Origin of the sequence: Enterovibrio baiacu (assembly GCF_004120195.1) — a bacterium.
In the GTDB taxonomy this organism is placed as follows: Bacteria; Pseudomonadota; Gammaproteobacteria; order Enterobacterales; family Vibrionaceae; genus Enterovibrio; species Enterovibrio baiacui.
In genome coordinates, this window is record NZ_SCHN01000008.1 from 156,491 (window position 1) to 172,338 (window position 15,848).

The window sequence follows — 15,848 nt, forward strand, 5'->3', positions numbered from 1 at the left end:
AAAACAACAGGTTTCAGCCTTTTTTGTTTTTATGTGCCACTTTATCGACATTTCATCAAACGATGCCTTTTAGACGGCGAGTTGGCCGCGATGGCGATAAAAAGCTTTTGCTTCTGGTGCGCGGTTATGTTTCATTAACTGCTATGCAGGAATGACGAAACACATGCAGTCAGTAAGAAGACAGAGGAAGTAATGGCAGGCAATACAATTGGTCAAGTTTTTAGGGTAACCACCTTTGGTGAAAGTCATGGATTGGCGTTGGGCTGTATTGTGGATGGTTGTCCGCCAGGGCTTGAAATTACAGAAGCCGATCTTCAAGTTGACCTAGACCGTCGCCGCCCAGGCACGTCGAAGTACACAACACAGCGTCGCGAAGCCGACGAAGTGAAATTCCTTTCTGGTGTTTTTGAAGGCCAAACGACGGGTACGTCGATTGGCATGATCATCGAAAATACCGATCAGCGCTCGCAAGATTACTCAAAAATCAAAGACCGTTTCCGTCCAGGCCACGCTGATTACACATATCACCAAAAATACGGTGTTCGTGATTACCGTGGTGGTGGTCGTTCGTCTGCACGCGAAACCGCGATGCGCGTTGCTGCGGGTGCAATTGCAAAGAAATACCTCAAGCAAGAATACGGCATTGAAGTGCGTTGCTACCTGTCCCAAATGGGTGATGTAAAAGTTGAACAGGTTGATTGGGATCAAGTGGAACAAAACCCGTTCTTTTGCCCTGATGTGAATAAATTAGATGCGCTAGACGAGCTGATTCGCCAGCTTAAAAAAGAAGGCGATTCCATTGGTGCGAAACTGACGGTTGTTGCGAATAACGTGCCTGTTGGTTTAGGTGAGCCAGTGTTCGACCGCCTCGACGCAGATATTGCTTATGCGTTAATGGGGATTAATGCGGTGAAAGGCGTTGAAGTGGGTGATGGCTTTGATGTTGTTAACCAACGTGGCAGCGAGCACCGTGATGCGTTGACGCCTGAAGGCTTTAAAACGAATCACTCGGGTGGCGTATTGGGCGGGATTTCTTCTGGCCAAGACATCGTTGCGCACCTCGCGTTAAAACCAACGTCGAGCATTACCATTCCGGGTGAAACCATCAATGTGGATGGTGAAACCGTGGATGTGATTACCCGTGGACGTCACGACCCTTGTGTGGGCATTCGTGCTGTGCCGATTGCAGAAGCCATGGTTGCCATCGTGTTGATGGATCACTTGCTTCGCCACCGTGCTCAAAACTCGGGTGTGACAACCACAACCCCTAAAATCTAACAGAAAGGCCCCAGGTGCGAGACTCTTGGGGGCTGTCTAAAACGAAAAGGGCTGGCAGTGTAAAACTGCTAGCCCTTTTCGTATTGTTCGCTTTTTCTAGGACCTAGGCCCTTCTTTTCCTAGAACCTTTGGCTCTTCTTCCGCAAAGCTAAAGACCGGCAAGCGCCAACTGAATTTCACCGCTGCCATGCGGAAGGCGAAACCCAAGATCAGGGTCGACAAGGTTGCGATGTTTTCGCTGATGCCAAATTGTCCGCCGTGCGTGATAAGCGCCCAGTATACCCAGCCAGCGAGAAATGCGACCGACGCATAAAGCTCTTTGTGCAACACCATAGGTTGCTGGCGACAAATAAGGTCTCGGAGCAAACCACCAAATACACCGGTAACCACTGCGGAAACGACACAGATCAACGGGGACAAGCCCATGTCCATGCCGACGCGACAACCAATAATGCTAAACGCAATTAAGCCGAGAGAATCAAGCCAAACGAACAGTTTGTGGTTGCGTGCAACCCATGAGGCAAGCCACGTGGTGACGATACCTGCGACACAAACGATGACGAGGTAATGCGGGTTAGCGACCCAACCTAATGGATAGTGTCCCAATAAGATGTCGCGTATGGTGCCGCCGCCGATCGCGGTCGCGCTTGCAACCAACATCACGCCAAACCAATCCATATTTCTGCGGCCTGCAGACAGTGCGCCTGTCATGGCTTCAGCGGTGATCCCGACAATGTACAACGTAGATAACAACATGATGCTTATTCAATAAGATGCGTTTAAAGGAGAATATGGCGCGATTGTAGATGTGACGTTTTTCACAATCCAATGAAAAGCTGTGAACTCACACATGAATTAGATTCATGCTTATCGTGCGTTAATTGGGCACTTCACGCCATTATTGCAACGACAAGACCTGTTTTGGCAGGTACAATGCCGCCCGACTTAATTTGCTGTAACTGATTGTTCACATTTATCACGATGCAACACGACTATAACGACCTAATCCACGTTTTTAATCAAACGTTTATTGATACCTTCAACACTGAATTATTACTCGGTGGTGATGAGCCTATTTATTACCCAGCAGATGCCGAACACCCAAGACATCGCATCATTTTTGCACGTGGTTTCTACGCCTCGGCGATGCATGAAGTGGCGCATTGGTGCATTGCGGGTGATGAGCGACGTTTGTTGGAAGATTATGGTTATTGGTATCACCCTGATGGCCGCGATGAAGCAACACAAGCAGAGTTCGAGAAAGTGGAAGTGAAGCCGCAAGCGGTTGAATGGATCCTTTCCGCAAGTTGTGGTTTTCGTTTTCAAGTTAGCTGCGATAACCTCAGTGGTGCTGAATCAGACCGCGCTGGGTTTACCGAAAAAGTGCGCGAGCAAGTGCTGGTGTATTTGCGTGATGGCATGCCATCGCGTGCAAAGACCTATTCAGACGCACTGAGAACGTTTTATAATCAGCCTCCTTTGACCGCATCCGATTTTGACGCCTGAGAGACCTTATGATCCAAGAATACGAAGAAAAAATCCTCGACCTGATTGATGCCATGGTAGAAACCGCGACAGACGATGAGCTGTTCGCCAGTGGTTATCTGCGTGGTCATATTTCTCTTGCAGCTGCTGACTGTGAGCAAGAAGGGATTGAAGACTTGGATACCTTGAAGGTTCGCGTTGATGGCAGCTTGAAAGACAATGCCAATGAATTGACGCCAAGCGACCAAGTGCTGGTGGCTAACTTGTGGTCATCATTGCAAAAGAAAGCGAGCTAAACGCGTTATCGGCCAAAGCCGAATCCGCACAATACTCAATAAAAAAGGCGCTTTACGCGCCTTTTTTGTGTCTGCGATATAGGCATTAACGACGTGTTGTTAGCAACGATAGCGCTAAGTGCGCGTTATAGCGCTTTCCCTTTTAGCAGTTTTCGTACCCACATGCGGCCGGGATGAAGCGCATTCAGCACGTCCTGAGGCAAAGGAAGCGGATGCCCGCAAAGCTGAGACGCCATCAATTCGCCCACGATAGGCGCGGATGTTAATCCACGAGAACCCAACGCCAACATACTATAAAGGTTTGGATACACGGGCACATCTGCAGCGGTGTCTTTGTTATCACGCAGGTTGCTGTATTGCGCTGCAAGGCGTTCATAATCACACACGTCGCCAACAAACGGTAAATGATCGCGACTCGCACAACGCACACCGACGCGGCCTGCACCGTGGTTCGTATCAATCTCATTCGGCCAGTCAGCAGAAATGCAATTTACCAAACGCTGTTTGTTGTCGGCTTGGTCATCCATTTTGAAGTCTTGAGAGGCATCATTTCGCCCGTAACTCGCGCCAATGCAGTGCGTGTCGTTTTTCGGGTTAACGGGGGTTAGGTAGCCGTCGTAACACAATACGGTTTTCAGCCCTTTAAGGGTTGGCGTGGTATTGATGTGGCTAACTTGTCCACGGACTGAGTACGCCGGGATAGCCGCAGTTTGTTCAAATTGCGTGAATTTGTGCCCGTTGGCGATCACCACGGTTTGGTGGGCGAACGACCCTTCTTCTGCGGTTAATTGCCACGTTGCGCCATCGTGCGACAGTGCTGTGATTTCACTGTTGAAATGGCAGGTCAGTAAACCTGTGGCTTCTGCCTTAGCAATAAGCCCTTGAGTAAGCTGCTGTGGACATAACCAGCCACCAAGGGGGTAACTCACCCCAGCATGATCGGTTTCAACATTGGTGAGCGCCGCGGTTTCTTCTTTGCTTAGAGCGGTGATCAAGGTCTCTGGGAATCCGCCTTTGAACATTTTTGCCAGTTTGTCCGCGCTTTTCTCATCCCAACCGAGTTGGGTGACGCCACACCAATCATGATCAAAGGCCACTGTCTCTGCTGCTTGTTCAACGAATTGACGGGAGAACAAAAAAGCAGGGGCAAAGAAACGAGGGAGGGCATCATCATTGCCGTTCAGCAAAGGATAGACCGCGCCCTGACGGTTGCCGGAAGCTGCAAGCCCTGGCTTATCATGCTCGCAATAGAGCGTGACCTGCTTGCCGCGACGAACCAACGACAATGCCAGTGTTGCACTCGCCACGCCACCGCCAATGATGGCGATGTCTGATGGCGTATCTTGTGGCGGAGTGAGGCGTTTAAACCAAGGTGCTTGAAGACCCGTTTGGTTACGCTCCTGAACAGAACCTACGAGCATGTCACGCTTGGTGCCAAACCCTTTTGCTTTTTTCATGGCAAAGCCAGCATCAATTAGGCCGCGACGCACAAAGCCTGCCGCCGTGAAGGTAGCAACCGTACAATCTTGTTTAGCCAGCCGCGCCATGCCATTAAACAGGTCTTGGCTCCACATCTCTGGGTTCTTGCTTGGGGCAAACCCATCAAGGAACCAGCAATCCACAATGCCGTCATCAGATGTCCACACTTGTGGCATACAGTCTTTGATGTCGCCGAACCATAAATCGAGCGTGATCATGCCTTCCGCAAGAATGATGCGATGGCAGCCAGGCACAGCAGCAGGGTAATACTGACGCAGTGCTTTTGCATAGCTGGCTAATTCAGGCCAAGCAGCATGGGCTTTTTCCAAATCGTGTTTGGACACGGGGAATTTTTCGAAACTGATGAAATGCAGCTGATTGGTCTGGGCATCTGGGTTTTCTGCGATGAACTGCTCAAACCATTGCCACACCGCGAGGAAATTTAACCCTGTGCCGAACCCGGTTTCAGCGATGACGAAACGGTCTTTATCCGTTCCTTCCCAACGGGCTGGCAACTGGTTTCGTTGAAGGAAAACATACCGTGTTTCTTCCAAACCATTGGCATTGGAGAAGTAAACATCATCAAAGTTGTCTGATACGGGCGTGCCCGCGTCATTCCAATGAATTTGGGCGTGTTCAATACGAGGGTGGGTCACAGGTTAACCTTCATGTTTGTCATCAGTGTCTGGGCGCGAATTCTACCCCCAAGCGTGGTGAAGATACAGATTTAGGAAAATTGGAGGCGTCAGGCACTGTGTGCAGTGGAGAAAATCGTCAGTGGACAACGGAAGATGCGAGCATGGTTCGGTTTCGAACGGAAATGAATACATGTTAGTTGCCAGACATTTATGCTGTAGCATGCACGTTTAACATGAACGTCAAACGTGGTGCAGCACAGGTATGATGAAAGCTGACCACTTTGTAACTTTAAAACCGCTATCATCGGTGCGAACTTGAAGTGTAGGAACAAATGATGAAACGAGCCGTAATTACAGGTATGGGAATTGTTTCCAGCATCGGTAACAACGTTAAAGAAGTGCTGGAGTCATTGAAGGCAGGTAAATCAGGGATTAGTTTTTCCCAGCAGTTCGCAGACATGAAACTACGCAGTAATGTTTGGGGCGATTTGAAGCTGAATCCAGTGGATCATATTGATCGCAAGAAATTTCGTTTTATGGGTGATGCTGCGGGCTTCGCCTATCTCTCAATGGAACAAGCTATTGAAGATGCTGGTCTTACTGAAGACCAAGTTTCAAATGATCGCACAGGTCTAGTTGCAGGCTCTGGTGGCGCATCTTCCATTAACCAAGTAGCAGCAACAGACACGTTACGTGAAAAAGGCGTGAAACGTGTCGGTCCTTACATGGTGCCTCGTACCATGTCTTCGACTGTTTCTGCTTGTTTGGCAACACCGTTCAAAATCCGTGGTGTGAACTACACCATGAGCTCTGCTTGTGCGACATCTGCGCACTGTATTGGCCACGCGGTTGAATTGATTCAACTGGGCAAGCAAGACGTTGTTTTTGCAGGTGGTGGTGAAGAGCTAGATTGGTCTTTGACCATGATGTTTGATGCGATGGGCGCATTGTCGACCAAGTACAATGACAACCCAGCGCATGCATCTCGTACCTATGACGCAGATCGTGATGGTTTCGTTATCTCTGGTGGTGGCGGCATGATGGTCATCGAAGAGCTTGAGCATGCGTTAGCGCGCGGTGCGAAGATCTACGGTGAAATCGTTGGCTACGGTGCAACCTCTGATGGCTACGACATGGTCGCTCCGTCAGGCGAAGGTGCAATCCGTTGTATGAAGATGGCAATGCAAGACGTTGACCAAATCGACTACATCAACACACACGGTACATCTACCCCTGTGGGTGATGTGAAAGAACTCGGCGCGATCCAAGAAGTCTTTGGTCACAACAGCCCTGCAATTTCAGCAACCAAAGCGATGACTGGTCACGCGTTGGGTGCGGCCGGTGTTCACGAAGCGATTTACTCAACGATCATGCTTGATAATGGCTTTGTTGCGCCAAGCATTAACATCGACAACCTGGATCCAGCTGCTGAAGGTTTGGATATCGTGACGGAAATGCGCGAGCAAGAGTTGAAGACAGTCATGTCTAACAGCTTTGGCTTCGGTGGCACCAACGCGACGTTGGTGATTAAAAAATACGAAGGTTAAGTGATTTCGCTTTCCTGACGAATTTCCGGGACGTTGGCTTTACGGCCTACAACAGACGCGGGTTTTGACCGATGAGAGCCGGTCTCTACCTTTCAGATCCTGGATTTTACCCGGCTACGGCCGGGTTTTTTCGTTTTAAGTCTCAGCAAAAACCGTCACAATACCCGCAAATAGCACGGAGCAAGAGAAGACCACGTGAATATTCTGATTGATGAAAACATGCCTTATGCGGCAGAACTGTTTAGCAAGCTTGGCACAGTGACGGCCAAGGCGGGACGTACCTTAACCGCGGATGATTTGGTTGATATTGATGCTTTGATGATCCGCTCGGTCACCAATGTTGATGAAGCGCTGTTAGAAAAAGCCAATCGTCTCCGCTTTGTGGGGACAGCAACGGCAGGCACTGACCATGTCAATACTGACCTTCTTGCCGATCGCGGGATCTATTTCACCGCTGCGCCGGGCTGTAACAAGGTCGGGGTTGCTGAATACGTGATCAGTGCGCTTCTCGTGTTAAGCCAACAGCAGGGTTTTGCACTTACCGATCGTAAAGTTGGTATCGTCGGTGCAGGCCAAGTAGGCAGTTACTTATCAAACTGCCTCGCCGCCCTGAATATTCCCTATCTTCTCTGTGATCCGCTGAAAGAAGCGGAAGGCGATACGCGTGAATTCCACTCGCTGGAAACCTTATTGGCTGAATGCGATGTTATTACCACACACACGCCAATCACACGTAATGGCGAGCACCCAACGTATCATCTGATTGGTGAAAAAGCGTTGGCATCGTTAAAGCCAAACAGCATTTTGATCAATGCGGCACGTGGCCCCGTTGTTGATAACGACGCGCTGAAGGCAGCGTTGAAAGCCGACAGGCTGACCGCAGTGCTGGATGTGTTCGAATTTGAACCTGAAGTTGACCTGGAACTGTTGCCTCTGCTTGCATTTGCAACGCCGCATGTCGCGGGGTATGGGTTAGAAGGTAAAGCGCGCGGCACGACCATGATTTACAACGCTTACTGCGAGTTCCTGGGCAATCAAGAAGAACGCGTCGAAGCCGCATCGTTGTTACCCATCGCCCCGATTCCACATGTTAAGCTGAGCAAAAAGTGGGATGCCGCTGATCTGATGGCGCTTTGCCAACTGGTTTATGATATTCGCCGAGATGACAGTGATTTTCGTCGTGCGATGGCTGATGTTGCTGCGCAGCGCGCAAGCTTTGACCGCTTGCGGAAGAATTATTGGGACAGACGTGAGTACAGTGCGATTACAGTAGCGGGCTATACCGCGTTTGGGGTAGAGTCGCTCGCTAAATTAGGTTTTACCGTAGAGGAATGAACATGACAGAAGAATTTGATGTTGCATACGACGTCGCTATATTGGGTGCAACTGGCGCTGTAGGCCGCACCATTATTGAGGTGTTGGAAGAGCGTAAATTCCCTGTGCGTAATCTTTACTTGCTAGCAAGTGAGCGCAGCGCCGGTGAAACCATTCGCTTTAATAACAAAAGCCACTTGGTTCGTAATGTAGAAGACTTCGATTGGAGTCAGGTGCAGATCGCATTGTTTTCTGCGGGTGCAGAACTGTCAGATCGCTATGCACCAATGGCGGCAGACGAAGGCGTCGTTGTTATCGATAATACGTCACGCTTCCGTTACGAATACGATGTTCCGCTGGTTGTGCCAGAAGTGAACCCTGAGGCCATTGCTGATTTCCGCAACCGCAACATTATCGCGAACCCTAACTGTTCGACGATTCAAATGCTGGTGGCGTTGAAACCGATTTATGATGTTGCGGGTATTGAGCGCATTAACGTCGCGACATACCAATCAGTGTCTGGTTCAGGCAAGAAAGGCGTGGATGAGTTAGCGGGTCAAACCGTTAAGCTACTGAACAGCCAAGATGCAGAGCCAAGCCTGTATAAAAAGCAAATCGCGTTTAACTGTTTACCGCACATTGATGCATTCATGGACAACGGCTACACCAAAGAAGAAATGAAAATGGTGTGGGAAACCCAGAAGATTTTGGGTGACGAAAACGTTGCAGTGAACCCAACGTGTGTGCGCGTACCCGTTTTCTATGGTCACGCAGAAGCGGTACACATTGAATGTCAGCAACCACTTGATGCTACCGAGGCGATGGATCTTTTGTCTCGCGCGGAAGGCATTGAAGTGTTTGCCAATGAAGACTACCCAACGCAAGTGAAAGACGCGACGGGCAAAGATCATGTCATGGTGGGCCGCGTTCGCAATGACATCAGCCATCCAAATGGTCTGAACCTATGGATTGTTGCTGATAACGTGCGTAAAGGCGCCGCAACAAACAGTGTTCAAATCGCCGAAGTTTTGGTTCGCGATTACCTCTAATTTGAACTGCCAGTGCGATTCCTTGCACGGGCAAACTCAAGCAAAAACAACCGGCACCAGTGATCTGCTGCCGGTTGTTTGATCACAAAACACAGTTTTATCTCTTCTCACTACAGTTTTCAGCTGGGCTTCCGATATAGTTAGGGAAATAACCATCAAGCCTATTTTTTCTGCCATAGAGGAATGCGGGCAGTGTCTGACGCAGATTTTAATAACGTTATGAAGCGAAGCCTTTTTTCATCATCTATCAGCCGTCGTCTCGGCAAAACGCTTGCCGTTACGTCTTTGTTGCTGAGCGTCATTACGACGTTTTCTGTGCAATCGGCGATTCGCATCATTGGTCCTCAAGAAGAGGCTCAACCTCAAGCAACGTCTGAACCATTGTCTCGTGCGGCAACGCCGTCGACACGAGGTCGCAGTGCCGTGGGCCCAACTCGCGATAGCGACACACTGTGGTCCATTGCTTCTCGTTACCAGCCAAACCAGTCTGTCAGTGTGTACCAAACCATTGGTGCCATTTTCCGTCTTAACCCTTCCGCTTTTGAAGATGCCAATATTCATGGGTTAATGCCGGGCAGCACTTTGGTAATGCCTTCTTTGGCCGAGATCCGTCGTGAGAGCACTGACGACGTGGCACAACGTCTTCAAATTGATCAGGCGAGAAAAGAAGCACAGCGCACGGTAGATCGCCGTCCGTTGAGCGAGCAAGTGCCTGCGCCAAAACCAAAAGCCCCAGTAACACCAACGGTTGCGCCAACGCCAGCACCAGAAACGGCAATGGCAGAAGATAAAAAACCGATGATGGAGGATGCCAAGCCTAAAGAGGCGATGGCTGACACCGAAGGTGCTATGCCTGAGAAAATGGCTGATGCTGGCGAGAAAATGACGCCACCGAAGCCGGACATGGCGGGCATGCAAGATCAGATCAATGAATCTGATATGCAGATGGGTAAGTTGGTTGAAAGTAACCACATCCTCAAAATCCGTTTGGCAGAAGTGCAAAACGAATTGTCTGCGCTAAAAGAACAAATGACCGTTGACCAAGAACTTACGGGTGAAATCAAAGAGTTCTTAGAGGTTCAGCGTGTGCGTCAAGCGCAAATGGAGACCAAAGAGCCTTCATTCCTTGAAACGCTCATGAATAGCCCGTTAATGCTAGCAACGGTTGCCATCATTCCTGCTCTTCTCGTGATCGGTGCGGCCGCCTTCATCATCATGCGTCGACGTAAAAATGATGACGTTGATGAGCCAGAGGGCTTAGACGGCGACGTACCGGACGACATGAATGTCATCATGGTACCCGAAGTAGAAGACGACACTGATGAATTAGTGCTTGAAGACGATGAGCTTGAAGTCACGGATGACACCGATGCGGATGATCTCTTCGGCGATGACAGTATGTTTGATTCTGAATTGGACGACATCAATTTGTCTGATTCTCTCGAACTGTCCGAAGAGCCTGAAGAATCTGGTGTATCGATTGACGATGAATTTGAAGCAGGTTCAGACATCTCTCTCGATGATGACTTCGATGCGAGCTCTGAACTTAACGTTGCCGCAAGCAGCGACGACGCTATCGGCCTTGAAGACATGGAGCGTGCGCTCGATGAAATGGCCGATAACGAAGAAAAAGAACTTAGCCCAGATGAAGCCCTCGCGGCGGCATGGGAACAATCACTGTCTGGCGGTGATGACGGTGATGTGGATGATATCGATGCGTTGCTGAACGCCGAGCAATCTGGCGACGCTGGTGCTGAAGAAAACGCTGAAGACACAGCAAGTAGCTCAGACGACATCGTGAGCGATGACGATCTCAACGACGCCTTATTCGACAAGGTGCTTGAAGATGAACCTGAGGTGGATTTGTCTCAAGACATTGACCTGTCGGATGACGATTCTTCAAGTTCGGATGAAGCGTCAGGCCAAGATGATATCGACGATATTTTCAGTGCCAATGAAGCAGCTGGCCAAGACGATATCGACGATATTTTCAGTGCCAACGAAGCTGCTGGCCAAGACGATATCGATGACATTTTCAGCGCCAATGAGGCAGCGGGCCAAGATGACATCGACGATATTTTGAATGCGACTGAACCATCAGGCCAAGATGATATCGATGATATTCTCGGTGAAACAGAGACCTTGCTTGATGAGTTGGTTGATGACGTTGACGAAAACGGCGAGGCAATCGTCTCCGATGAGATTGATGACAGTGACGATCTATCAATCCCTTCAGATAGGGATGATGTCGACATTTCAGAGTCTGATGCGTTGCTTGATGAATTCCTCAACGGCGACGATGACGAAGATCCATTGGATGAAACCGCACTGCTTGATGAATCGGTAGATGCGGATGACCTTCTTGATGACGTGCTGAGTGAAACCGCTGACGATGAAGACGTTGATTTAGGCGAAACCGATGTTTTGCTGGATGAGCTTTTAGACGACGATGATCTCGATGACGAGAGTGCCGTTCTAGACGCGCTGCCAGAAGACGGTGATGACCTCCTGTCTCTTGATGACGAAGACTTACTCTCGACGCCTTCTGAGGCGGATGATGCGTCAGCTGACGACCTTTCCTCGTTTGATGATCCGTTAGATATCGATGGGTTGATGGACCCTGTTGCTGATGACGACACAACACCAGAGGATATCGACGAAAAAAAGTCTGAAGAGGCGTTAGATGCTGACACCTTGTCAGCGCTTGATGTGTTGGAAGAATCAAGCGAATTGGAAAGCGATGAATCGGACGATGAGCTGTCAGCATTGCTGGATGCAGTTTCAGAAGACGCCGCGACGGAAGAAGATACTGATACATCCGCCATTGATATCGACGAATTAGACGCGCTGGTTTCTGATGAGATTGAGTCTGATGAGGTTGTTCCAGAAGCGTCTGAGACCGAGATGGATCTGCTTGATGATGTGCTTGAACAGAGCATGGACGAAGACACGTCCTCTGACTCTGAAGACACCATTCGTTTCGATGAAGAGGATATCGCAGATCTAACCGCAGCAAATGAGTCTGCTGAACTGGAGGCAGAGCTTGATGCCTCAGACGACGATTTAGCGCTACTGGATAGCTTGCTTGATGACGTCGATGGCGCTGATGAAATGCAACCAGCTGAAAACGCTGACCCTGCTGCTGAATCAGACGGTAATGCCGAGCTTTTGGATGCACCCGTCGCTGATACCGAAAATGACGATGTAGATACCGATGCAGATAATGATGCGCCGTTAGATCTTTCTGATTTCCCTGAGTATGACGAAGAAGCGGCACTGGCTGACAGTGAGGCGGAAGCGCCAAGCGCTGAGCGTGAATCCATAACACCTGACGCCTCTCCATCTGATGCAGAGCAAGATGCCTCAGATGATGCGTTCGATTTATCGTCATTGCCCGAGTACACGGAAGAAGATGCCGCTGCTGAGTTCGACGTACCTTCATCCAATGACGATTTGGATGTACCAACCTCTTCACTTATCGAACAAGCCCTGCGTGGTGATGATGCCGTGGCAGAGAGTGAAAGTAACGTTGGCGAGGAAGACAGCGCACCGACACCTTCTGACACAGGTGATGCTGACTTGGGTGAATCTGATTTCGGTGCGACAGAAAATCACACCTTAGCCTTCCCGCCTGTTGACGCGATCAGCATTGATGATCTGGGTGAGTTTGATGAAGACGATGCGTTAGGTGCCGCGCTAGAAGAGCAAAGAGAGCTGGACGAAGCTGTTCCACCGAATAGCCGCAGTGAATTTTCGCAGCCGAGCGCGCCGCAATCTCTGGCTATGGAGATGGACGAGCTTTCTTCGCTTGAAGATGATGCGCATCAGGTCGCCGGCTTGAACATGGATGCCTTACTCTCTGAGTCGATGGACGATGGTGACTCCGCGGCATTTACTGGTTTCGAGACGGGCAATGATTTAGACACGTTAGAAACGGAAGATGAAACAAGCTTCGATGCTGACGATCTGTCTTTCCCAGATGATGAGAGCGACATCTGGCAAGCCGAAATGGAGCCGGAGCCTGAACTTGAAACGGAAGATTGGTCTGAGCAACCTGAAATCCTTGGCGATGATGTCAAAGACATGGATTTGGATGGCGACCTTGAAGGGTTGCTGGAAGACGCCGAAAGTGAGCTGATTGAAGAATCTTCATCGGACGATGCTTACATCAGCATTGAAGAGCTCATGAAAGACGATGGCTCGCCACAGGAAGACCCCGATACTGTCCCTATGGACCTCAATGTCGGCTTAGATGACTTCCCAGATGTGTTGGGTGATATTGAACCTTCAGACGTTGACAGTAGCGGAGAGGCTGCCACAAACATGGATCTTGCCAAAGCATACTTGGAGATGAACGATGTGGATGGCGCACTTCAATTGCTTGAGAAAGTGATGAGAGGTGATGATGCTGCATTGAAAGCTGAAGCCCAACAGATGATTGAGAATTTGAATTAAATCTATCCATTTGGCGACGATTGAATAAACAAACGGCAGGTAACCCTGCCGTTTTTGCATCTTAAATAGGCGTTCGTTTTTTCACTGATCTTCGTCAATCGGTCATTGTCGCTGCATATTGGGTGGGTTTGGGTATAATGCGCAGCTTGAAATTGATAAATCAGTAACGCAGAGACAGAAAGAATGAGAATTGCCCTGGGTGTGGAATATGATGGTGCGCAGTACTTCGGCTGGCAGCGACAGCGTGAGGTGCCCAGTGTGCAAGAGCATTTGGAAAAAGCCCTGTCGAAAATCGCCAATGAGCCGATCGAAGTGCAATGCGCAGGTCGAACCGATGCGGGTGTGCATGGTACAGGTCAAGTGGTGCACTTTGATGTAAATTGCGACAGACCCATGCGCGCATGGACAATGGGCGTGAATACGCACCTTCCTGACAGCATTGCGGTGCGTTGGGCAAAAGAGGTGCCTGACGAATTTCACGCACGTTTCACGGCAACAGCACGCCGCTACCGTTACATTATTTTTAATAACGCATTGCGCCCCGGAATATTGCGACATGGTGTGAGTCACTATCATGGTGATCTTGATGAAACACTGATGCATGAAGCGGGGCAATACCTGCTGGGCGAGAATGATTTTACGTCTTTCCGCGCTGCCCAGTGCCAATCCAATTCACCTTGGCGAAATATTCATCACTTAAATGTGACTCGACAAGGCGCATTCGTGATCATAGATATCAAGGCGAATGCTTTCGTGCATCATATGGTGCGAAATATCACAGGAAGTTTGATTGCTGTTGGCTTGAAAGAGCAAAAACCTGAATGGGTTAAATGGCTATTGGAAGCAAAAGATCGCAACCTTGCTGCCGCAACGGCAAAAGCAGAAGGGCTGTACTTGGTTGAAGTGGACTATCCCGCCGAGTATGCTCTGCCTAGTTCTCCAGCGGGCCCGCTGTTTCTTCCTGACTCAAAGTGATTGTTTTATAAGGTGTGCCGATGCGCACCTTGTTTTTAATGTCACGTAATTCACTGAAAAATTGACGTAATTCGTGAAGAGTTACGCCAGATCAGCTTGAATCACACAAAGTGGTAGAAATAATACGATGCGTTCACTGTGTGAGAAAGACTAGACAAAAAATAGGTAGTACCAGTTTTTTGTCCAAAGTCTTAACAAGTTGTGTTTTAATTCTTGGTTGAATTCGTAGAAATCTAGGCCACTTGCCGCTAATACCTGCCCTCGTCATTCAGCACTTTCAAATGCTATAGGGACGCAACGCAGGCAAGTGCTCCAAATGAAAAGGTCGTTCATGAGCTGGCTTGAAAAAATTCTTACAAAAAGCAACATCGGTTCTTCAAGAAAGGCGTCCATTCCTGAAGGGGTATGGACCAAATGTTCATCTTGCGAACAGGTGCTTTACCACGCTGAACTAGAGCGCAACCTTCAGGTGTGTCCTAAGTGTGACCACCACATGCGTATGAGCGGCCGTCGTCGCCTTGAAACCTTCCTAGATGAAGGTAACCGCGTTGAGTTGGCATCCGATCTTGAACCTAAAGATTTGCTGAAATTCCGCGATTCTAAAAAATACAAAGACCGTATTTCTGCTGCGCAGAAGTCGAGCGGTGAGAAAGACGCATTGATCGTGATGAAAGGCGAGCTACTGGGTATGCCAGTGGTGAGCTGTGCGTTTGAGTTCTCGTTCATGGGCGGTTCAATGGGCGCTGTTGTTGGCGCGCGATTTGTTCGTGCGGTTGAGCAGGCAATTGAAGACAAATGTGGTCTTGTGTGTTTCTCTGCCAGTGGCGGCGCGCGCATGCAAGAAGCATTGATGTCTCTTATGCAAATGGCAAAAACCAGTGCAGCCCTTGAGCGTCTTTCGAAAGAAGGTTTACCGTTTATCTCTGTACTGACTGACCCAACGTTCGGTGGTGTGACGGCAAGTTTCGCGATGCTAGGCGACGTGAACATTGGTGAGCCAAAAGCGCTTATCGGTTTCGCGGGTCAACGTGTAATTGAGCAAACCGTGCGTGAAAAACTTCCTGAAGGTTTCCAGCGTAGTGAGTTTTTGCTTGAGCACGGTGCTATCGACATGATTGTTGACCGCCGCGAAATGCGTCAACGCATCGGTGGTATGCTCGCTAAAATGACTGGCCATGAATCCCCATTGGTCGTGTCTGTTGACAAGCCATTGGAAGGTGAGGTTGTCGAGGCTGAACCGGTTGATGAAAATACCGAACAGTAAATGGTATTAAGGCAGAAGTACGCTATCGCAGCACAGCTTCAAACCTTCACGTCTAAAAAGAGCGCCTT

At 49.3% G+C, this 15,848-nt stretch carries 11 protein-coding genes; 9 read left to right on the forward strand and 2 right to left on the reverse strand.

What is annotated here, in order from left to right:
- Positions 1–192 precede the first annotated feature (192 nt).
- Complete coding sequence (gene aroC, locus EQP46_RS07620; protein ID WP_017009412.1) at positions 193–1,278, forward strand: chorismate synthase; 1,086 nt, start codon at positions 193–195, stop codon at positions 1,276–1,278.
- Between the two features lie 96 nt (positions 1,279–1,374).
- On the opposite strand, the gene EQP46_RS07625 is transcribed toward aroC, so the two are convergent.
- Entirely contained in the window at positions 1,375–2,034 is a 660-nt protein-coding gene (locus EQP46_RS07625; RefSeq protein WP_129493077.1) for a trimeric intracellular cation channel family protein, read from the reverse strand.
- Positions 2,035–2,259: 225 nt separating this feature from the next.
- Here EQP46_RS07625 and EQP46_RS07630 point away from each other — a divergent pair, with 225 nt between their 5' ends.
- A complete protein-coding gene (locus EQP46_RS07630) occupies positions 2,260–2,784 on the forward strand; it encodes an elongation factor P hydroxylase (protein ID WP_129493078.1) in 525 nt (174 codons plus the stop codon).
- A gap of 8 nt (positions 2,785–2,792) precedes the next feature.
- On the forward strand, positions 2,793–3,059 hold the full coding sequence (locus EQP46_RS07635; RefSeq protein WP_129493079.1) for a YfcL family protein: 267 nt from the start codon (positions 2,793–2,795) through the stop codon (positions 3,057–3,059).
- Between the two features lie 125 nt (positions 3,060–3,184).
- Here the strand turns inward: EQP46_RS07635 and mnmC are convergent, their stop codons facing one another.
- On the reverse strand, positions 3,185–5,194 hold the full coding sequence (mnmC, locus tag EQP46_RS07640) for a bifunctional tRNA (5-methylaminomethyl-2-thiouridine)(34)-methyltransferase MnmC2/FAD-dependent 5-carboxymethylaminomethyl-2-thiouridine(34) oxidoreductase MnmC1 (RefSeq protein WP_129493080.1): 2,010 nt from the start codon (positions 5,192–5,194) through the stop codon (positions 3,185–3,187).
- A 317-nt stretch (positions 5,195–5,511) separates the two neighbouring features.
- Here mnmC and fabB point away from each other — a divergent pair, with 317 nt between their 5' ends.
- The 6 genes from fabB (at position 5,512) to accD (ending at position 15,780) form a co-directional block, all read left to right on the forward strand.
- Positions 5,512–6,723 carry a beta-ketoacyl-ACP synthase I gene (fabB, locus tag EQP46_RS07645; protein WP_129493081.1) on the forward strand — a complete coding sequence of 404 codons (1,212 nt, stop codon included), beginning with the start codon at positions 5,512–5,514 and terminating at the stop codon, positions 6,721–6,723.
- Between the two features lie 195 nt (positions 6,724–6,918).
- Positions 6,919–8,058 (forward strand): 4-phosphoerythronate dehydrogenase, encoded by a 1,140-nt coding sequence (locus EQP46_RS07650; protein ID WP_129493082.1) that lies wholly within the window; start codon positions 6,919–6,921, stop codon positions 8,056–8,058.
- Between the two features lie 2 nt (positions 8,059–8,060).
- A complete protein-coding gene (locus EQP46_RS07655) occupies positions 8,061–9,086 on the forward strand; it encodes an aspartate-semialdehyde dehydrogenase (RefSeq protein ID WP_129493083.1) in 1,026 nt (341 codons plus the stop codon).
- 183 nt (positions 9,087–9,269) lie between these two features.
- Positions 9,270–13,541 carry a FimV/HubP family polar landmark protein gene (locus EQP46_RS07660; protein ID WP_129493084.1) on the forward strand — a complete coding sequence of 1,424 codons (4,272 nt, stop codon included), beginning with the start codon at positions 9,270–9,272 and terminating at the stop codon, positions 13,539–13,541.
- A gap of 183 nt (positions 13,542–13,724) precedes the next feature.
- Positions 13,725–14,516 carry a tRNA pseudouridine(38-40) synthase TruA gene (gene truA / locus EQP46_RS07665; protein WP_129493085.1) on the forward strand — a complete coding sequence of 264 codons (792 nt, stop codon included), beginning with the start codon at positions 13,725–13,727 and terminating at the stop codon, positions 14,514–14,516.
- A 331-nt stretch (positions 14,517–14,847) separates the two neighbouring features.
- A complete protein-coding gene (gene accD, locus EQP46_RS07670) occupies positions 14,848–15,780 on the forward strand; it encodes an acetyl-CoA carboxylase, carboxyltransferase subunit beta (protein WP_129493086.1) in 933 nt (310 codons plus the stop codon).
- Positions 15,781–15,848 lie beyond the last annotated feature (68 nt).